The organism is Pseudarthrobacter sp. CC4 (assembly GCF_048957775.1).
In the GTDB taxonomy this organism is placed as follows: Bacteria; Actinomycetota; Actinomycetes; order Actinomycetales; family Micrococcaceae; genus Arthrobacter.
In genome coordinates, this window is the sequence record NZ_JARCCZ010000002.1 from 118,826 (window position 1) to 138,634 (window position 19,809).

Consider the following 19,809-nt stretch of genomic DNA (forward strand, 5'->3'; position numbering starts at 1 on the left):
TTCACCCAGTCGGATGCACGGCGATTAGTTAGCCCTGAGTCTCCTCGGCCCGTGACTCATCATCGTCTGCACCGGGCTTGTCGTGAACCTTCTTCGGGATCTTGCCCTCGACGTCAGCGGGGACGGGAGGGTCCTTTTCATCATCAGTAGACATGGGCCAAGCCTAAGCTGCCCCCGTTTGGCGACCCACATACGAAAAACTGACGGCCACCCTTTCATCCGGGTGGCCGCCAGTTTCAGTGCCTGCTGGGTGCTACTGCTCCGCTTCCGCGGCAGCCGCCTTGACGGCGTCCTTCTCGGCCCGGAGAGTCTCCGCGTCGTGCTGTTCCTCGGCTTTTTCCTGGTGGATGACCACTGCGAAGAGCTTCTCCATCTCCTTGGCCACGCCGGCCGCTGACGCCGGGTTCTGGCCGGTCACCAGCCGGTCGTCAACCACAACCTTTTCCTCAAAGACATCAGCGAAGACGTGGGTGGCGCCCTGCTCCTCAAGCCGGTCTGCCAGGAAGAACGGAATGACCTTGTCCTTGCCTGCAGCGACTTCCTCGTCATTGGTGAAGGCGGCCACCTTGCGGCCCTCGACGAGGCGAAGCCCGTTCTCCAGTTCCACGTTCAGCAGGCCGGCCGGTCCATGGCAGACCGCGCCCACCAAACCGCCGTTGTTGTAGACGCTGGCCACCAGGTTCTGCAGGCCTTCGCTGTCCGGGAAGTCCCACATGGTGCCGTGGCCGCCCACGAGATAGACGGCGTCGTACTGCTCCGGATCCACGACGTCGACGCGGGCAGTGTTGTAGAGGCCGGCGCGCGTGGTCTCATCCTCCGTGAAGGCAACCTGGATGGGATCTTTTGTGTCCACCTCGTCGCGCGGGGGCTGGCCGCCCTGGATGGACGCAAAGTCGACGAAATGCCCGGAATCCTTGAACACCTTCCAGGGATGCGCAGCCTCAGCCACGTTGTAACCGGTCTTCTCTCCCGTATCGCCGATCTCGGAAACGCTGGTCAGTACCATGAGGATTTTCTTCATGAAATGCTCCTATCGTCCAACTCCCCACCCTACGCCCAGCCCGATCCACGGCGTCCGGAGGCGATTCAGGGCTGGCCTGTGGGGACGAGCCGGTAAGCGAACCGGCTGTCCAGGCCACCGGGTCCCAGCGCGAGGTCGGCCCCCTCGGTGGGCAGCACCACCGGCGCCTTGAACACGCTCCCGCCGCAAGGGACCCGCACGGGGGCGAGGACTTCCGCCCCCTTCCAGGTGGAGACGGACAACTCGGCTACCGGCAGTCCGGCACAGACCAGGTGCAGTTCAAACTGGCCCGGTGGGGCCGACAGGCTGGCCGTGGTGGTTGTGTTCCCGCTGCTGGTTCCCCGCAGCTCTCCGGGCAGAGGCGGTTGCAGCTGCTGTGCTGCCCAGTCTGAAAGGTCTTCGAGCTCCGAAAGCCTGCGGTCAGGGTTGGCCTGCACCTTGACGCCCGTTGCGGCGGGTCTGCCCGTGGGCGGCACCGCGCTGATGGTGAGGGGCCCGCCGTCGTGCCTGACAAAGCGGTCCAGCCTGGAGGTGCACTCAAAGCCGGTCGCCTCCGGGACGCCGTCAGGCTTCACCAAGGTGAGCTTGGCCCCATAAACCCCTGCACAGGCGCCGGTGACCAGATAGTCTCCGGGCGCCAGATCAAGGGACAGCTTCCCCGCGGGTTCAGCCTCCGACGGCATGCCGGGGTCCGTGGGGGAAGCCTCGAGCAAACGGGCCACTTCGTTGACGTTGTCCTTGAAGGACGCGGCCGACGGCGTTGCGGGCGGCGGGGATGAAGGCGCCGGCGGCTCGTCCGGGCCGCTGTACTCACACCCCGCCAGCGACATGGCCAGAACGGCCGCAGCCATGGACATTCTTATGCGCCGTGCCGGCATCCCCCCATGAGACATGACGCCGAGTCTACGGGCCTGGCACCCGGCGGGCCGGCACCCGGGTGGAGCGGCGGGGAGGCGCAGCGCGAGGGGGCCGGCAGCAGCTGTCAGCCGAAATGCCGGCCCCGCCTTTACGGCGCATTACGACCGCTTCCGGGGCCGCAAGAGCCGGACTCCGGGCGCGGTGGAGCCGCAGCCCCACCAGCATGCTGAAGCGTCAGACGCGTTCCGGGAAGGACTCCACCTTCGCGGGATCCCGCTCCACGAGGTCCCCCAGGATGGCATCCACCCGGCTGAGGAGCTCCGGGTCAAGGCGCACTCCCGCCGCGGTGACGTTGTCCCGGAGCTGCTCCGGCCGTGAGGCGCCCACAATGGCGGACGAGACGTTCTGGTTCTGCAGGACCCAGGCCACGGCAAACGCCGCCATGGACAGCCCGGCCTCTTCCGCCAGCGGCTTGAGCTCCTGGACCCGCTCCAGCACCTCCTCCTGCATGTACCGGTGCTCGGTCTTGGCCCCGCCGTCGTCCGTGGTGAAGCGTGACGCCGCGGGTCCGCCCTGTCCTGGAAGGTACTTGCCGGTGAGGACACCCTGGGCGATGGGTGACCAGACAATCTGGCACAGCCCCAGTTCCTCGCTCAGGGGCACGATTTCGGGCTCGATGACCCGCCACAGCATGTTGTACTGCGGCTGGCTGGAGACCAGCTGGATGCCGAGCTCCCGGGCGAGCTTGGCGCCGCGGCGGATCTCATCCACCGTCCACTCCGAAACGCCGATGTAGTGGGCCTTGCCTGCGCGGACAATGTCGGCGAAGGCCTGCATGGTCTCTTCGAGCGGAGTCTCGTAGTCGTACCGGTGGGCCTGGTAGAGGTCCACGTAGTCCGTGCGGAGCCGGCGCAGCGAGCCGTTGATGGACTCCATGATGTGCTTCCGGGACAGCCCGCGATCGTTCTTGCCCTCCCACGTGGGGAAATAGACCTTGGTGAAGAGCTCCAGGCCCTCGCGCCGGGTCCCCTTGAGCGCCTCACCCAGTGCCGTCTCGGCGCGCGTGCCAGCGTAGGCGTCCGCCGTGTCGAACGTGGTGATGCCCAGGTCAAGGGCGGTGCGGACGCACTCGGTGGCTGCGTCCTGGTCGATCTGTTCGCCGTGCGTGGTCCAGTTGCCGTAGGCGATGGCGCTGACGTACATGCCTGAGTTTCCAAGCTTGCGGTATTCCATGGTTTTCCTCCCGTAGGGGTCAGTTCTGGCTGGAAAGGGCCGCCCGGCGAAGGCGCCGGGGCGGTGCGGTGGTGTGGCGGACCACGAGGCGGGGCTCGATGGTGCCGGCAGAAGCGGGGGCGCCCGACAGGGCGGCGAGGACGGCCCCGGCCGCCAGGCTGCCCTGTTCGGAAACGCCGTGGTCCATGGTGGTAAGCCCAACGGCACCGGCGAGCTCGTGGTTGTCGTATCCCACCACGGAAAAGTCGCCCGGGACGTCCATTCCCGCCCCGCGAAGGGTGGCGAGCGCTCCGAAGGCGAGCTCGTCCGAAGCGGCGACCAGCGCCGTCGGCGGTTCCGCCGCGGTGAGCAGCTCCGCCATGGCCGCCGCTCCGGCGTCCACCGTGTTCTCGACGGCGAGCACCATCGCCGGATCAGCCGGCAGCCCCGCTTCGGCAAGCGCTTCCTGGTAGCCGAGAAGCCGCTCTGCCGGCGGCACCCCGCCGAGCGGTGAGCGTTCCTCCTGCCGGATGCCCAGGAAGGCAATCCGTTCGTGCCCGAGGTTCAGCAGGTGCCTGGCCGCCGCGCGCCCGCCGGCCCTGTCCTCCACCCGGACCGACGACGCTCCGGCCCGCTCGGAACCGACAAGGGCAACAGCCAGCCCCTGGGCCTGGAGCGCCGCGAGCTCGGCGGGGGCCAGCTGGAGGGCGATCACGAGGGCCGCGTCAGCACGGCCGTGGAGCCGGGGGCCGGCAAAGAACTTCTCCCGCAGGTCCGGGGTGGACAGCTCCACCAGGAGCACGTCATAGCCCTCCCGGCTCAGCACCCGTCCGGCGGCCGCGATGACCTCCGCGAAGAACCACTTGCTGAGCAGGGGCACGACGACGGCGACAGTCCGGGTGCGCCCGGTCGCCAGCCTTGAGGCGCTGGGCGAGATGGCGTAGCCGAGTGCTTCCGCAGCTTCATGCACGCGCTTGCGGGTGGCAGCCGAGATTCCCGGGACGTCCCTCAGGGCACGCGAAACCGTTGAAATGGAGACGCCTGCGCGTTCCGCTACCCGCTCTACTGTTGTTGACACGCCTTCCACGGTAGCCAATGCAGCATCATCTTCGCAAGCGCTTGCAAATATGCCGCGCGGCGCCACGGTGGCGCGTCATCAATCTCCGCCGATTCCGAGAGCCAGCACTCACTGTGATAATCCGGTAGCCATGTCTTCTTTATCCGAGTCCTCCGCGCCGGCGTCCGCCGCCGAGGAACGCAGCGCCCGCGTGGCCGTCACACTCTTTCCCCTTCTCATCCTGGCCGGAGGCGCCGTGGCACTTGCCGCGCCGACGGCTTTCATAGGCTTGGGCCCCTGGATCAACCCCCTTCTGGGGGTCATCATGTTCGGCATGGGGCTGACGCTGACGCCGCCCGACTTCGCCGTCATCGCCAAGCGGCCCGTTCCCGTGGTGATCGGCGTGGTGGCGCAGTACGCCATCATGCCGTTCCTTGGCTGGCTGATCGCGGCGGCACTCGGACTGCCCCCCGCGCTGGCGGCAGGCGTCATCCTGGTGGGCTGCTGCCCCGGCGGCACTGCCTCCAACGTGGTGTCCTACCTGGCCAAGGGGGACGTGGCCCTGTCCGTGGCGATGACCACGGTGTCCACGCTGTTAGCTCCCCTGCTCACCCCGGTGCTGGCCCTGTGGCTGGCCGGACAGTACATGCCGGTCGACGCCGGCTCCATGGCCTGGTCCATCGTCCAGATCGTGCTGTTCCCCGTGCTGCTGGGACTGGTGATCCGGCTCTTCCTGCCGCGCCTGGTCAACAAGTCGCTGCCCGCCCTGCCCTGGATTTCGGTCCTCGCCATCACCGTCGTGGTGGTGGCAGTGGTGGCCGGAAGCGCCAAGGCGATTTTCTCGGCCGGGCTCCTGGTTCTTGTAGCTGTCATCCTGCACAACGGGCTGGGATACGCCCTGGGTTACGCCGCCGCCCGCTTGTTCAGGCTGCCGGTTCCGTCCCGGCGCACCACCGCCATTGAGGTCGGCATGCAGAACTCGGGCCTTGCCGCAGGCCTGGCACGGCAGTACCTGACTCCCGAATCGGCCCTGCCCGGCGCCATTTTCTCGGTATGGCACAACGTTTCCGGCGCTGTACTGGCCGCCTACTGGCGCCGCCGCGGCACCGTTACCGCACGCGACAGGGATGCGGCTGCCGTGTGATCGCGGAGTAACAGAAACCACGCCCTCACCGCGGCGTCCGTGCCGCTGCCGGGATTCACCGACGCACGAACCGTCAACGTTCGCCCTGGCCGCCACCGTCGCGATCAGCGAGGCCGCAGCCCTGGCCGTTTCACGTCGCCGTCGGCTTCCCGGGCCGCCCCTTGTGCTCCGCCCGGGCAATCTCGAAGCTGCTTTCGAACGGCAGCGAGTCCACGTCCAGGAGCGGGTTGTTGTCCTGCGTCGCCACCAGCTTCCGGGCGGCCTCCTCCGACTCCACGCTGGGCATGGACCCGGGCAGGTGCCGCCGGGCCGATTCGGGCAGGAAGCGGATGGCCACGGCAGCCACCGCGGCCACGGCCATGAGGTAGTACGCAATTGCCATGTCGTCGCCGGTCAGCTGGATCAGGGACGCGATGATGAACGGGGCCGTTCCGCCGAAGATGGCCACCGCCAGGTTGTAGGCGATGCCCATGGCGGAATAGCGGTGCTCGGTGGGAAAGAGCGCGGGCAGCGCCGACGCGAGGTTCGGCACCGAAAACGCCACCGGGAAGGCGATCAGGGCCAGGCCCAGCAACGTCATAGGGAGGCTGCCCGCCGCTATCGCCAGGAACGCGGGAACCGCGAACGCCACGGTGCTGAAGGCCCCGATCCACAGCACGGGACGGCGGCCGATCCGGTCCGACAGCAGCCCCGTGAACGGGATGCACAACGCCATGGCCACCAGCACAGGGATGGTCAGCAGCGTCCCCTCCACCTCGCTGTACCCCTTGTTGCTGGTCAGGTACGTGGGCATGTAGGACGTGAGGGCGTAGGCCACCGTGTTGGCTGCCGCCGCCAGGATCATGGCCAGCAGGATCGGCCGCCAGTGGGCCTTCAGGATCCCGATCGGGCCCACGGGGCGGAGGTCCTCCCCCGCCTCGGGGTGCTTGGCTGCCACGGCTTCAGCTTCCAGCGTGGCTTTGAAGGCAGCCGACTCCTCGATCTTCATTCGGAAGTAGACAGCGACGGCGCCCAGCGGACCGGCCACCAGGAACGGGATCCGCCAGCCCCACGCCTCCATCTGCTCCTGGCCCAGCGCCAGCTGGAGGAGGGACACCACCAGCCCGCCCGCCGCGAAACCCAGGTAGCTGCCCATATCCAGGAAACTGACGTAGAAACCGCGGCGGCGGTCCGGTGAGTGCTCGCACACGAACGTGGTGGCGCCCGAGTATTCGCCGCCGGTGGAAAAGCCCTGCACCAGCTTGAGGACCACCAGCAGCACCGCCGCCCAGATGCCCAGCACCGAGTACCCGGGCAGCAGGCCGACGGCGAACGTCGCGGCCGCCATGAGCATCAGTGTCATGGCCAGCACCTTTTGGCGGCCCATCTTGTCGCCCAGCCAGCCGAAAAAGATCCCGCCCAGCGGCCGGGCGATGAACGTGGCGCCGAAGGTCCCCAGCAGGAACAGGTTCTGCACGGCCCTGTCCGCCTCAGGCAGGAACACCGGCCCCATGGTGGTGATGAGGTAGCCGAACACGCCCACGTCGTACCATTCCATCGTGTTGCCCACGATGGTCCCGCCGAGCGCCTTCCGCAGCGTGCGGGGGTTGACGACGTTGACGTCGGAAACCTGCAACCGCCGCTGCCGCCCTCTGTGCTCTGTCATGGCCCGCTCACCGCCGCCTCGCTCGCTTAGCTGGGCATACGTCGTCGTTCGTCCGGCCCGCCTGGCCGGCAGGAGCCCAACACTTTCGATCATCCTGCCGCTGCACCCGCCAGGGCAACAACGGTCGCGCTTTTGGGAGAAGTACGACGGCGGCACGCACTTTGAGAGCGCGGGCGTGTGTTCCGCTCGGGCGGGCCCTGTGTGGCCACGCCAGGCCTGCTGGGTTGGCCCAGTCCGGTGCCGGCCGACCAAAATGTCGTACCCCCGTCAGACGATATTCCTGTGGAAAACGGAGCGGGAACCGGGACGGGAGTGGAGGCTATCCATGCCACCGTTGCTGCGCTCGCCGCGCTTGATGCCGAGGACGCCGCCCTCGCTTCTGCCGGAGCCTCAGGTACCGCGGGGGACGGAGTCGATGTATTGCAGCGGGCGTACGAAATCCGGCTCGAGCGGATGGGGCTGGAGAAGAAGCTGGAGTCCCAGGCCTCGGCGCGGAAGGTGCGGTCCGCCGCCGAAGCGATGGACCTGCAGCGCGCCATGACCCCGCCGGACGCGCCCCTCCACGACCGGACCTACACCGAGATCTCCACTGTTGAGGAAATCGCCGGGATCCTCACCATCAGCTCCGGTGCCGCGTCCGCGTTCGTCACCCAGTCCCGGCAGGTGTGTGCAATGCCGCCGCTCATGGACGCCCTTTCCGCCGGCAGCCTCTCCTGGCAGCAGGCCCGGATTTTTACCGACGAAACTGAGTGTTTGGACCACGCCGCCGCAGCCGCACTGGTGGAGCACTTCCTCGACCCCGACGCACCCAACCCGGCCCGGGGCTGCCCCGCCTCGGAACTGGTGCCGGCCCGGTTACGGGCAAAGGTGCGGGGCTGGCGGGAACGCCATCACCCGGAGTCGATCGAGAAGCGCCACCGCAAGGGCGTGGCCGATCGGCGCGTGGAATTCACGCCGGACCGTGACGGGATGGCCTGGATCGCTGCGTACCTGCCCGCCGACCAAGCCCTGGCGATCTGGAACGACCTCACCGCAACCGCCCGAAGCCTCCAAGGCCCCAACGAACCCCGCACCCTCACCCAACTCCGGCCCGACATCCTCACCCACCGGCTCCTCACCTACCGCGGCGCCACAGCCCCGGGGCCCACCGGGACCGGTGACGTCTCGGGCGATGCGCCGGAGGACATGATCGGCCTGGCCACAGTCGTCGGCTCCGACCAACCCGCAACAGACCTGGGCATTAGCGACCATCCCGGCAGACACAGCAACCGGGCACCGGCAGAACCGGACCCCACCGCGCCCGGCACCTTCGAAAGCACGCCCAACCCCGCCCTGGACACGGATGCCGCGAAGGTCCCCACTCCCCGCGCCGACGTGCTTGTGACCGTTCCGTTCTTCGCCCTTCTCGGACTCACCGACGAACCCGCCGTGCTCGACGGCTACGGCCCCATCCCCGCCTCGATGGCCCGCCAGCTCCTGTCCGAGGGTTCCGAATCGTTCCGCCGCGTCCTGCTTGACCCGAGCGACGGAACACCACTGGAGATCGGCCGCACCAGTTATCGACTCACCAAAGCCATGAGGAAAGCGCTGCATCTTCGGGACGGCAAATGCGCTTTCCCCGGCTGCAGCAACAACGCCCTGGACAACGAAATCGACCACCTCAAAGCCTGGCAACACGGCGGAACCACCGGAATCAGCAACCTGGCACAGGTCTGCCCAAAACATCACCGGCTCAAACACAACAGCGGCTGGGAACCGACGCCGGCTGCCAAGGACGAACCACCCGGCTGGACCTCACCCACAGGGCAGCAGTACCAAGCCGAACAACCCGACCGCGAACCACCACAATGGCCGCCGGGCATCCTGCCACTGGAAAACAGTGCCCCGGAAACCAGCCCGACGAAAACTTGTGGGTCGAAGATCAGTGCATCCGAAACCAGTCCAGCACACACCAGTGCGCTGGAAGGGCTGCTGCTCCAGCTCTTGTCAGGATGATAGGCCACGTGTTCAAGGTGCCCTCACCATGTGCTGACCGGGACGGGGCCGGAGGACGCATCGGACTGGCCTTCCGGGACCGGAACGGCGCCTCTCGTCCGGACGTTGACGTGGTATGAGAAGGCGCGTTGTCATACCGGCTGTGGCGCTCGTGGCTGTCATCGCGGTTGCTGTGGGGCTGTACCTGTTCCAGCCCTGGCGCATCTTCACCAGCTCAACCGTGATCGAGGATGTTCCGGCAGTCGCCACGACCGCGGTCGAGTCACAGGGGCCCTCGGCAGCGCCCTCCCCCGCCGCGCCCGTTGCGCCCGTTGCGCTTCCGCGTGAACTGGCAGCCGGCCGGCTGATCAGCCATGAACACACCAGCTCGGGAACAGTGAGAATCCTCGAACTTCCCGACGGGAGCCGGATCCTCCGGTTCGAAGGCCTCGATACTTCCGATGGTCCCGACCTCCGCGTGTGGCTCAGCAACGCCCCGGTGGTGGAGGGATTCGCCGGCTGGTACGTCTTCGACGACGGCGCGTACCTCGACCTCGGGGCACTCAAAGCCAACAAGGGCGACCAGAACTATGAGATCCCGGCCGGGACGGTGCTGAGCGACTATGGCTCGGTCAGCATCTGGTGCGCCCGTTTCGCCGTGTCATTTGCCGCCGCCGAACTGAACCCGTAGACCCGTCTCACGCTGGCCGGACAGCATTGTCTTCCGCATGGCCAGGCCCTACCGTGAAGGGACTGCCAGCTGAAGCAGGTGCAGCCATGCGGACAATGTCCAGGTCACCGTGCTGCCTCCTCTTGTGCCTCCTGGTGGCCGTCGCAGGCGCCGCCCCGACAACAGCCGCCATCGCAACAGGTGCCGCCACGGAAACCGCCGAACCCCAACATGCCTACGCGGCGGTGGACGCCTTCCTGCTGGACCAGCTCGAAACCCTCGGCATTCCCGGTGCCGCGATCGCCGTCGTGCGTGATGGCAGGCAGTTGCACTCCGCCGCCTTCGGCAAGGCGGACCCGGCCGGACGGCCGATGACCCTCCAGACGCCGGTGCTGCTGGCCTCCACCAGCAAGTCCCTGACGGCCATCGCGGTGATGCAGCAGGTGGAGGCCGGTCGGCTGCGGCTGGATGAGCCCGTGCGGACCTACCTGCCCTGGTTCACGCTGGACGATCCCCGGTCCCCGGCCATCACGGTCCGGCACCTGCTCCACCAGACCAGCGGCATGTCCTCGAGGGACACGGCCTTCGAGGCGTCCCTCAGCCAGGAGCCGGAAGCCCTCGAGGCATCAATCCGTGGGATGGCCGAATCCCCGCTGGCCGGCGAACCGGGGCAGCGTTTCCACTACGCCAGTGCCAACTACAACGTGCTGGGCCTCCTGGTGCAGACCGTCGCCAACCAGCCCTTCGGGGAGTACCTGCAGCAGCACGTCTTCGGACCGCTGGAAATGGCGCACAGCCATACGACGGCGGCTGCTGCCCGGCAGGACAATGCGGCCGAGGGCTATGCCCGCTGGTTCAGCACCGTCTGGGTCCAGACCGATGTCCCGGCGCCCGCCGCGGGAATGCCCTCCAGCACCCTGTACGCCTCGGCCGAGGACCTTGGCCGCGAGCTGATGGCACTGCTCGACGGCGGGCGGTACGGGACCGCCCGCATCCTCGAGCCTGGAAGCGTGGCGGCGATGTTCGTACCCCGCACCTCCGTGGACGCATCGAAGGGCTACGGAATGGGCTGGTACACCCGGCCGCTTGTGGAATCCGTTGGCCCGGCTGCCGACGGTGCCGCTGCCCGGGGCACCGCCGCTGAAGACGTGCCGCTGCTGCTGGAGCACCAGGGTGAATGGGGCAACAGCCACACCTACCTGGCGATGGTCCCGGACTCCGGCCTGGGCGTGGCCCTGGTCATCAACGGCAACGACACCGCGGCCCCGTCCCGGCTCAAGGCCATCGACACGAACATCCTGCGGATCCTCCACAGGCACTCCCCCGTCCCCGCCGTGGTGTCCGAGGACTGGCTGCAGCAGTCCAGCTGGGCCGTCTCGCTGGGCCTGCTGCTGGCGGAACTGCTGAGCCTGTGGCTGTCCCTCTCGGTGATTTTCCGACGGCGGTTCGGCCGCCGTGGACGATGGGCTCCCCTGGCGTGGGCCGCCGCCGCGCTGGCACTGGATGCCTTTGCCCTTTGGCTGTGCCTCGCCTACGCGCCCGCCCGGTTCGACACCGACCTGCTGGTCATCATCCGCCAGTTCCCGGACGTCGGCGTTTCGCTGGTGCCGGTGCTGGGACTCGCCATCCTGTGGCCTGTTCCGCGGACCGTCTGCCTGCTCTCCAGGGTGCTGCGCCGGGGCCCGCGCGGCGTACCCTGAAGCCATGAAAGCCGGCGTCAGTTCCGTGCGCACCCTGGCGGGACGCGTGAGGGCCGTCTACGAAAACCTTCCGCTGCCGCCGGCCGTGGTGGCGGCGATCGCCCTCGATGCCCTCCTTGCCAGGCTCCGTCCCCTGCCGCTTCCCGGCCCCCGTTCCGTCCACAGAGCGGCAGGCACGGGCCTGGTGGTCGCCGGCGCCGGCCTCAATGCCTGGGCCCTGGCCGAACGCCGGCAGCGCTCGGCCGGCCCGTTTGACCTGGAGCACCCGGAGGACCTGGTGGTCACCGGCCCGTATGCCGTCACCCGGCACCCGATGTACGTGGGCTGGTGGCTCATCCAGCTCGGCGCGGGAACCATGGCCGGGTCAGCCTGGGTCCTCGCGCTGCTGCCGGCCGAGCTGCTGGTGGAGCACCGGTTTGTCCTGGACGAGGAGGCCACGCTTGCCGGGCTGTTCCCGGAGTCCTACCCGGCCTACGCGGAAAAGGTGCCACGCTACCTCGGGCTCCCCCGCCCGTAGGTTCCTTCGGCTGGAACCCAGGCGCCGCCGTCGTACGCCGCCACGCAACGCCAAACTATGGATGGCGGCAGGGGCCGTGTTGGGACATGATCTGAAGATGAGCCGCTCCGGAAACGCCCGATCCCGGTGGCTCCCGCCAGCCCTGCGCGGCTACAAAACCGAGTGGCTGCGGCACGACCTGGTGGCAGGCCTCGCGCTCTTCGCAATCCTGGTCCCCGCGGGCATGGCGTACGCCCAGGCCGCCGGCCTGCCGCCGGTGACGGGCCTCTACGCGACGGTGGTGCCGCTGATTGTCTACGCGGCAGTGGGGCCGTCGCGCGTGCTGGTGCTGGGGCCGGATTCCGCGCTCGCCCCGATGATCGTTGCGGCGCTGGTTCCCCTGGCCGCGGACAACGACCAGAAATCCGTGGCCCTGGCTGGCCTCCTGGCCATCCTGATCGGCCTCATCCTGCTATGCGGTTCGGCCCTGCGGCTGGGCATCATCACGGGGCTGCTGTCCAAGCCCATCCGGCTGGGCTACCTCAACGGCATCGCCCTGCTGGTGGCGGTGTCCCAGCTTCCCACCCTCCTGGGGATTTCCGTGGGGGACGGCACGCCCTGGGAAAGACTGCTCGCCGCCGCGCCGCAGGTGCTGGCCGGCGAGACCAACATGGCGGCGCTGCTCCTCGGCCTGGCCTCACTGGCGCTCATCTGGGTTCCCCGCCGGCTGAACTGGAAGATCCCCGGCGTGCTCATCGCGGTGGTGGTGTCCTGCCTCGCCGTGGCCGTGCTGGGACTCCAGGAGCGTGTCAAAGTCACCGGCGCCCTCCCGCAGGGGCTCCCCGCGCCGGCCCTCGGCGGAATCGGCTGGGCCGACGTCCTGGCGCTGCTGCCGGCCGCCGCCGCCATCGCCCTCATCGTCTTCGTTGATACCGGAACCCTGTCCCAGTCCCTGGCCGCGGCAGGGGACCGCAGGGTCTCCGGCAACCATGAAATGGCCGCCCTGGGTGCGGCGAACGCGGCCAGCGGGCTGCTGGGCGGCTTCCCGATCTCGGCCAGCGCGTCCCGCACGCCGGTGGCCGTGGAGGCCGGGGCAAAATCCCAGCTCACGGGCGTGGCAGGTGCCGTCCTGGTGCTCGGCTTCATGCTGGCGGCGCCCGGCGTCACCGAGTTCCTGCCGGCCGCCACCCTGGCCGCCATTGTCATCGCGGCAGCCGCAGGACTGGCCGACCCCGCCGGCGTGCTGCGGCTGATCGGCATGAGCCGCAGTGAATCCCTGGTGATGCTGGCGGCGTTCCTGGGGGTCACCATCCTGGGGGTCCTCCCGGGCATCGCCGTGGCCGTGGGCCTGGCAATCCTGGACTTCCTGCGGCGGGCCTGGGACCCCTACCGCGCCGAGCTGGTGGATGTGCCCGGGGTGCCGGGATACCACGACGTGAGCCGCCATCCGGACGGCGAACGCGTCCCCGGCATGCTGATCCTGCGCTTCGACGCACCGCTGTTTTTTGGCAACGGATCGCTGCTGGGGTCTTTCGTGCGCACCAAGCTCGACCAGGCGCCGCCCGGCATCGAACGCGTGGTGCTGGCGGCAGAGCCGGTGACGGGAATCGACACCACGGCACTGGACGAGCTGGTGCAGCTGGACGAATGGCTGGAACGGCACGGCGTGGACCTGGTGTTCGCCGAGCTCAAAGGACCGGTCAAGGACAGGCTGGTGCAGTACGGCGTGGGCTCCCGCTTCTCGCCCGGACACTTCTACCCGACCGTGAGCGAAGCCGTGCGGGCGTTCCAGCGGGAGGGCGGGGGAACCTAGGAGTCCTCAGCCGCGCACCTGCATGTCCACCCACACGAGGCGGTGGTCGCTGCCCGGGAACGGATAGGCGCCGGTCAGCCGTGACAGGGGGTCGGCCTGGGTGGGCCAGAACACGCCGGAATCAAGGACCCGGATCCTGCGTGAGGGCAGCACGTAGTCAGCCCGCAAGTTTCCCGGGGCGGTGTCGGCGAAGTCGGCAGTGTCGTAGCGGGGGTCACCCTTGTGGGCGGCATTGGCTCCGCCCTGCAGGGCCGCGGCCTCCACGGCGCCATCGGAGGCCGGCAGCGGGTCCGCGATCTGCTTGGAATCAAGGAGCTGGTTGACCGCGCCGTCCACGGAGTCGCCGTCGAGCGGGTCGGCGTTCTGGTCGCCGACGATGACGAACGGTTCGCTCGGCAGGAGTCCCCGCTTCCCGCCCTCATCATCCACGATGTATGCCGACTTGCCCGGAGCGACGTAGTCAGCCCAGAACCGGATCTCGTCGTGGTTGCGGCGGCCGTTCCGGTCCTCGGGGCCGTCAAAGGTTGGCGGTGTGGGGTGCGAGGCAAGCACGTGCACCGTTTCGCCGCCCACCTTCACCGGAACGTCCCAGTGCGACTTGCTCGACAGGCGCACCACCTCGAGTTCCTCCGGCGAATACCAGTCTGCAGGTTCCGGTGTCGCCGGGTTGTCCGGCAGGAGCGCACCCGGCATGTCCTTCCAGAGGAAGTTCTGGAACGTCCTCACGTTTTCCGTGTCGATGGGGTACTTCGACAGGATGGCCATGCCGTACTGGCCCTCGAATGCGCCGAAGCCGAAGGCGTCGTCACCGCCGCCGACCCTGCCGTTGTTGTTGAGGTCGAACCCGCTCGGGATCCCGGTGTTCGACGGCGCCACGTAGGCGTAGGGGTAGTCCACGGGATCAGCCCCGCCCTGGCCTGCCGCCAGGTAGTTGTCGCGGAACAGATCGGCGGCCCGCATGTTGGGCACGTAGTCGAACTCGTTCAGCAGGATGACGTCCGGGTTCGCACGCTGGATGACCTCGGCGACGGTGCGTGCCTGCGGGTCGTCCGGAGTGCTCAGGTCGGCCTCGAGTTCGCCGGCGCTTGCCCGGTTCAGCGACAGGTTGTAGGTGGCCACCCGCAGGTCCTCCGCATGGTCCTTTGAGGGCTCGGCGGCGGCCGGAGTCCCGGCGGTACCAACGGCGAGGCTACCGACGACGGCAGCGATGACGGCAGCGGTGAGGGGGCGTCTAGTGGACACGGGACTCCTTGGCAGCGATGAGGCGGTACGAACAACGGTGCGTTCAACCTATGCCGCCAACATGACCACGGGGAGTACGCCGGGCGAACGGAAACTTGCGCCGGCGGCACCCAGCCGGCGGCCGCCGTCATAAGTGGACGACGGCGGCCGCAGGCCAAAGTGCCGGCCTCCCCTACTGTCCGGCCTCCCCTACTGTCCCGGGGCCCGGTACGACGGGGTCTTCTTGGCTGCCTCGTCGATGTCTTCCACGGTGAGGAGCGGCTTCAGGCGGACGTTGACGCTCCCTGTGGAATTGACGATCAGTGACAATGCTGCGGCACTGGCGTCGTCCGGCGCCTCGAAAACGCCAAGGACGTCGTAGTAGCCAAACGCGTAGTAGAAGCTCTCCAGCGAACCGCCTATGGACTTGAGGGCCTCGGCCAGGGCCTCACGCCGCTTGGTGCCCCCTTCCTTCATGAGCCCCTTGATTCCCTCGCCCATGTACGTTGCTTCAAACAGATACTTCGGCATCGCTTTTCCCTTCTACATTCCCATCCCGGTTGTCGCCGAGGGAGCAAGTGCCACACCGAGTGCAATGGCAGCCAGCGCCACCGCAACGGACCAGTTGGCCAGCCGCTTCCACGGCAGCATCTTCTCCCCCGCGATGAAGGCCCCGATCAGGGCCATCCATCCGACGCTCATCGCGCCAAGCGCGAACAGCGCCGTCATCAGCGCCCAGCAGCAGGCCACACACCAGGCGCCGTGCTCCACGCCCATCCGGACGGCACCCGCGTAGCCCGGCCGCATCCGGTGCAGGATAAAGTCCATCGGGGACCGGCATTTCATCAGGCTGACGTTTTTTGCCGGGGTGAACTGATAAACCGCCGCCACCATGATGACTCCGGCCGCAATGTAGCGCCCGCCCTGGTCAGCAGCGAAAACCCCTGGCACCGCCGCAGCCGCCCACGCATAGAGCCCATACGCCACCAGGCCAAAGGCCGTCCATGATGCGAGGTAGCCGGCCACGAAGACGGCAGTGGACCCTGCCGGTGCATACCGTCCGGCCTGCCGCCGGTGCCGCTGGATCCGGTGGTACGCCACCACCATCGGCGCCACGGACGGGAACATCATGGCTGCGAGCATCACCACCCATGTCACGGTGAAGAAGCCCACCGGCCCCGGGTCAGTCCAGGCACCCATGTCCATCCCGGTCAGCTGCGTGGACGTCAACACCCAACCGGCAGCGGCGAGGACGAGCAGGACCGCCACTAGGGCGGCCTCCCGCGGATCAACCCGCGAGGCATGTGCAACCGCCTGGCCGGTCCTGCTCCTGAACAGCTTTCCGCGTTCCACCGACTGGCCGTTCAGACCCGGCCCTTGGGGGCACCCTCCGCCATTTCACTGGCGAACGTGAAGTCGGATGTTTCGCCGTAGACGCCATCGAAGTCGATGCCGAAGAGGTCCACGTGCCCCGGCCCCTTTCCAATCAGGAATTCGGGCGCAAAGCCGTACATCGCATTCTTCACCGTGGTCACGCCGCCGTCCGGTCCGGGCAGCGGCTCGAACGTGAACCGGGCCTTGTCCGAGACCGAACCGGAAGGCCGCTCACCGTCCGTGAATGTGACCGCGGCGCGTTCCAGTCCCAGCCACTCGCCGTACAGGCCGGCAAAGTCGCCGAAGGGGCCCCCGGCCTGGCCGCGAAGGATGGTTTCCAGGGCGCTCACCTGGGCATCGGATGCGGACTGGTCGACGACGACGCCCACCTTCCAGCCGCCCCCTGTCAGATTCGTGGGGAACCAGCCGACGAAGGCGAAGTCGACGCCGGACAGGTCCGTGCCGTCATGATTCCCCTTTGCAATGTGGAACACATTCAGGTTGCGGCACTCGCCCCCGGGCCCGGTGGGCACGCCGTCCACAGGGCATGGACACACCAGCTGGCACGTGCAGTTTCCAGCGTATGTTCCAGACATTTCCCAAGACACAGCATCCTCCTCACCTGGCGCCATCGCCGTGCAGAGGTGGCCCGGACCGGCGCCTCGTTCCGTGGAAACGGGGTGAATGACCCCGTTAACGCAGACGCTATTCCTCCGGCTGCGGGCAGTCAATATGCCGAAATACCTAATGTCAGGAGCCCTTGGAGCGGCGGGCCAAGGCCGTTCGGCCCTAGCGGTGTCCGGCGGCTCGGCCCACGCTGGAACAGGAAGGCATGGGGGGCAAAACGCCCGCGGGTCCTGCGTCGAGCCTTTACCAGCCGGGGGCTCTGGGCACCTCCAGGAATGTCCGTTGCACGACCACGGCTCACCCGGCAAGGAGGCGCAGCCATGACGTACATCAGCGATCTGGGCGACGTGGGGCGCGGTGATGTTGCCGTGGCCGGCGGCAAGGCCGTGGGGCTCGGCGGCCTCATCCAGGCCGGGTTGCCGGTCCCGCCAGGGTTTGTCCTGACCACCGCGGCGTACTCGGAGTTCGTCACGGCGAACACCCTCGGCGCATCTATCCAGGAATTGGCCGCCCTGCCGGCGCAGGCTTCGCCGCAGGACTATGAGGAAGCCTCGGAGCGGATCCGCGGCCTGTTCCGGAACGGCACCATGCCGGCCGGGATCGCGGCCAGGCTCGGCGCCGCCTACGAGCGCCTGGGCGGCGGGGACACCGCAGTGTCGGTGCGGTCCTCCGCCACCGCCGAGGACCTCGAATCGGCCAGTTTCGCCGGGCAGCAGGAAAGCTTCCTGAACGTCCGCGGCACGGCGGCACTGGCGGAGGCCGTCATCAACTGCTGGGCCTCCCTCTGGACGGCGCGCGCCATGGCCTACCGCGCCCGCGAAGGCGTGCGGGCCGACCAGGTGCGCCTCGCCGTCGTGGTCCAGCAGATGGTGGAGGCCGAGGCCGCCGGGGTGATGTTCACCGCCAACCCCGCAAACGGGCGGCGCGACCAGGCGGTGATCAGCGCCGCGTGGGGGCTGGGCGAGGCAGTGGTCAGCGGGACGGTCACCACGGACGACCTCGTGGTGGACGCCGGGACCGGCGCGGTGGTGTCGCGGCAGACGGCGGACAAGGAAATCATGACCGTCTCCGCGGAGGACGGAACCCGGGAGGAACCGGTGGCGGCAGCCCGCCGTCGTGCGCCCGTCCTGGACGACCAGGAGGCGGCCGAACTGGCCCGCTACGGACAGCGGATCGCGAAACATTTCGGGGTGCCGCAGGACATCGAGTGGGCGCGGGCCGGCGGCCGGTTCTACCTGCTGCAGTCCCGCCCCATCACGGCCCTGCCCGAACCCGCCGCGGAAACCCCGGAGACCTGGCCGCTGCCGTATCCGAAGGGCCTCTACTTCCGCGCGAGCATCGTGGAACAGCTCCCCGACCCGCTCTCCCCGCTCTTTGCCGACCTGATTGACGGCTCGGTATCGCGCTCACTGCGGGCCCTCATGGCGGAAGCGACCGGCAAGGACGTCCTCCGCGAGGGCGACATTCACCTGCCCACCATCAACGGCTACGCCTATTACTACTACCGCACCTCCGGCATGTGGCGCCTGACGGGCAGGCTGTTCACGGCACTGGGCGCGCTGGCCCGCGGCAAAGGGCACATGGGCATTGCGGGCTGGCGCGAATACTCGCATCCGCGCTACGAACGGGTGATCAAGGACTGGTCCGTGACGCCGCCGGCCGACCTCCCCGGGGAGGAACTGCTGGCGGGGGCGCAGGCCCTCCTGGACGCCGGAACCGTGTACTACACGGCCGTGCAGTCCATCATTCCGCTCGCCACCATGAGCGAAATCTCCTTCCGGGCCTTCTACGACAAGGTCCTCCGGCGCGACGGCGATCCGCCGGCCCAGACCTTCCTCCTGGGCTTCGACAGCGAGCCCATCCGGGCGGAGAAGTCCCTGTACGACCTGGCCGGCTGGGCCCGCAGCGATCCCGGACTGGCAGCGGCCCTGCTGGAACGGCCGACGGCGGTGCTCGCCGAGTGCCAGCGCACCGGCTCCGCGCCCGAGGGTGTGGACGACGTCCTGTGGCAGGAATGGCGGTTCACGTTCAGGGAGCACCTGGACCGGTTTGGCCACGCCGTCTACAACCTGGATTTCGCCACCCCGGTGCCGGCCGACGATCCCTCCGCCCAGCTGGAGACCGTGAAGTTCTACCTGCGCGGGCAAGGCACCGACCCGCACGAGCGGCAGCAGCTGCTGACCGAGCGCCGGGAAGAACTGACCAAGCAGATGGAAGGCAGGCTGGGACCGCGCCGCCGGGCCGTGTTCCGCCGGCTGCTGGGGTGGGCGCAGGAGACCGCGCCCATCCGTGAGGACGCGCTGGCCGACGTCGGACTCGCCTGGCCGCTGCTGCGGCGGATGCTGCTGGAACTGGGCCGGCGCCTGGTGGACTCCGGTGTTATCGCGGCGCCGGACGACGTGTTCTGGCTGCGGTTCCAGGAACTGCGGAGCGCCGTCGAGTTCGGCCTCGCCGAACCGGAAGCCCGCGGGGGCGCTGCAATCGCCGGGGCCGGGCGGCCCGTGCGCGCAGCTGCCGTGGAGGAGCGCAGGATGCTGTGGCGGGGCCAGGTGAAGGCTGCCGCGCCGCAGATGCTGCCGGAGCGCCGGTGGATGGACAAAGCCTTCGGTTCCATGATGCCGGCAGGCTCCCAGCACCAGCCCGGTGATGTGATCAAGGGTGCCGGGGCGAGCTCCGGCCGGGTCACCGCGCCGGCCCGCGTGCTGAGGGGTCCGCAGGATTTCGCCCTCATGCAGCCCGGCGAGGTGCTGGTGGCCCGCATCACCACGCCCGCGTGGACGCCGCTGTTCACGATGGCCTCCGGCGTGGTGACGGACGTCGGCGGCCCGCTCAGCCACAGCTCCATCGTGGCCCGCGAGTACGGCATCCCTGCCGTCCTCGGCACCGGGGTTGCCACGCAGCGGCTTGCCGGCGGCCCGCGGGTCAGCGTGGACGGGGACGCGGGGACGGTCACGATCGAGGACCATGCCGGTCCGGGGGTTCCCCGGGGCTGAGCGG

17 protein-coding genes are annotated in these 19,809 nt (G+C 68.5%); 7 read left to right on the forward strand and 10 right to left on the reverse strand.

Going from position 1 to position 19,809, the window contains the following annotated elements; translation table 11 throughout:
- Positions 1 to 28 precede the first annotated feature (28 nt).
- From PV768_RS01765 to PV768_RS01785, 5 genes are all read right to left on the reverse strand, one after another.
- Positions 29 to 154, reverse strand: a complete 126-nt coding sequence (locus PV768_RS01765) for a hypothetical protein (protein WP_421092092.1) — start codon at positions 152 to 154, stop codon at positions 29 to 31.
- A gap of 99 nt (positions 155 to 253) precedes the next feature.
- On the reverse strand, positions 254 to 1,021 hold the full coding sequence (locus PV768_RS01770; RefSeq protein WP_421092093.1) for a type 1 glutamine amidotransferase domain-containing protein: 768 nt from the start codon (positions 1,019 to 1,021) through the stop codon (positions 254 to 256).
- Positions 1,022 to 1,086: 65 nt separating this feature from the next.
- Positions 1,087 to 1,872, reverse strand: coding sequence for a hypothetical protein (locus PV768_RS01775; RefSeq protein WP_421092094.1), 786 nt, complete (start codon positions 1,870 to 1,872; stop codon positions 1,087 to 1,089).
- 241 nt (positions 1,873 to 2,113) lie between these two features.
- Positions 2,114 to 3,112: an aldo/keto reductase family protein gene (locus PV768_RS01780; protein ID WP_421092095.1), complete on the reverse strand. Its 999-nt coding sequence runs from the start codon at positions 3,110 to 3,112 to the stop codon at positions 2,114 to 2,116.
- 19 nt (positions 3,113 to 3,131) lie between these two features.
- Positions 3,132 to 4,169, reverse strand: coding sequence for a LacI family DNA-binding transcriptional regulator (locus PV768_RS01785; RefSeq protein ID WP_421092096.1), 1,038 nt, complete (start codon positions 4,167 to 4,169; stop codon positions 3,132 to 3,134).
- A 130-nt stretch (positions 4,170 to 4,299) separates the two neighbouring features.
- Between PV768_RS01785 and PV768_RS01790 the strand changes: the two genes are divergently transcribed.
- Positions 4,300 to 5,292: a bile acid:sodium symporter family protein gene (locus PV768_RS01790; protein WP_421092097.1), complete on the forward strand. Its 993-nt coding sequence runs from the start codon at positions 4,300 to 4,302 to the stop codon at positions 5,290 to 5,292.
- 130 nt (positions 5,293 to 5,422) lie between these two features.
- Here the strand turns inward: PV768_RS01790 and PV768_RS01795 are convergent, their stop codons facing one another.
- The gene (locus PV768_RS01795) at positions 5,423 to 6,937 is read right to left on the reverse strand and encodes an MFS transporter (protein WP_421092098.1); all 1,515 of its coding nucleotides are present in this window, start codon (positions 6,935 to 6,937) and stop codon (positions 5,423 to 5,425) included.
- 282 nt (positions 6,938 to 7,219) lie between these two features.
- On the opposite strand from PV768_RS01795, the gene PV768_RS01800 reads away from it, so the two are divergent.
- From PV768_RS01800 to PV768_RS01820, 5 genes are all read left to right on the forward strand, one after another.
- Positions 7,220 to 8,932, forward strand: coding sequence for an HNH endonuclease (locus tag PV768_RS01800; protein WP_421092099.1), 1,713 nt, complete (start codon positions 7,220 to 7,222; stop codon positions 8,930 to 8,932).
- 142 nt (positions 8,933 to 9,074) lie between these two features.
- A complete protein-coding gene (locus PV768_RS01805) occupies positions 9,075 to 9,602 on the forward strand; it encodes a DM13 domain-containing protein (protein ID WP_421092100.1) in 528 nt (175 codons plus the stop codon).
- Positions 9,603 to 9,688: 86 nt separating this feature from the next.
- Positions 9,689 to 11,281: a serine hydrolase domain-containing protein gene (locus PV768_RS01810; protein ID WP_421092101.1), complete on the forward strand. Its 1,593-nt coding sequence runs from the start codon at positions 9,689 to 9,691 to the stop codon at positions 11,279 to 11,281.
- Positions 11,282 to 11,285: 4 nt separating this feature from the next.
- The gene (locus PV768_RS01815) at positions 11,286 to 11,798 is read left to right on the forward strand and encodes a methyltransferase family protein (RefSeq protein WP_421092102.1); all 513 of its coding nucleotides are present in this window, start codon (positions 11,286 to 11,288) and stop codon (positions 11,796 to 11,798) included.
- Between the two features lie 97 nt (positions 11,799 to 11,895).
- Positions 11,896 to 13,590, forward strand: coding sequence for a SulP family inorganic anion transporter (locus tag PV768_RS01820; RefSeq protein ID WP_421092103.1), 1,695 nt, complete (start codon positions 11,896 to 11,898; stop codon positions 13,588 to 13,590).
- Between the two features lie 6 nt (positions 13,591 to 13,596).
- Here the strand turns inward: PV768_RS01820 and PV768_RS01825 are convergent, their stop codons facing one another.
- The 4 genes from PV768_RS01825 to PV768_RS01840 form a co-directional block, all read right to left on the reverse strand.
- Entirely contained in the window at positions 13,597 to 14,832 is a 1,236-nt protein-coding gene (locus tag PV768_RS01825; RefSeq protein WP_421092104.1) for an endonuclease/exonuclease/phosphatase family protein, read from the reverse strand.
- Positions 14,833 to 15,021: 189 nt separating this feature from the next.
- The gene (locus PV768_RS01830) at positions 15,022 to 15,342 is read right to left on the reverse strand and encodes a GYD domain-containing protein (protein WP_157238918.1); all 321 of its coding nucleotides are present in this window, start codon (positions 15,340 to 15,342) and stop codon (positions 15,022 to 15,024) included.
- A 12-nt stretch (positions 15,343 to 15,354) separates the two neighbouring features.
- Positions 15,355 to 16,080, reverse strand: coding sequence for a DUF2182 domain-containing protein (locus PV768_RS01835; protein WP_421092105.1), 726 nt, complete (start codon positions 16,078 to 16,080; stop codon positions 15,355 to 15,357).
- 95 nt (positions 16,081 to 16,175) lie between these two features.
- A complete protein-coding gene (locus PV768_RS01840) occupies positions 16,176 to 16,817 on the reverse strand; it encodes a DUF1326 domain-containing protein (RefSeq protein ID WP_421092106.1) in 642 nt (213 codons plus the stop codon).
- A 315-nt stretch (positions 16,818 to 17,132) separates the two neighbouring features.
- Between PV768_RS01840 and PV768_RS01845 the strand changes: the two genes are divergently transcribed.
- Complete coding sequence (locus tag PV768_RS01845) at positions 17,133 to 19,805, forward strand: PEP/pyruvate-binding domain-containing protein (protein WP_421092107.1); 2,673 nt, start codon at positions 17,133 to 17,135, stop codon at positions 19,803 to 19,805.
- The last annotated feature ends 4 nt before the right edge of the window (positions 19,806 to 19,809 follow it).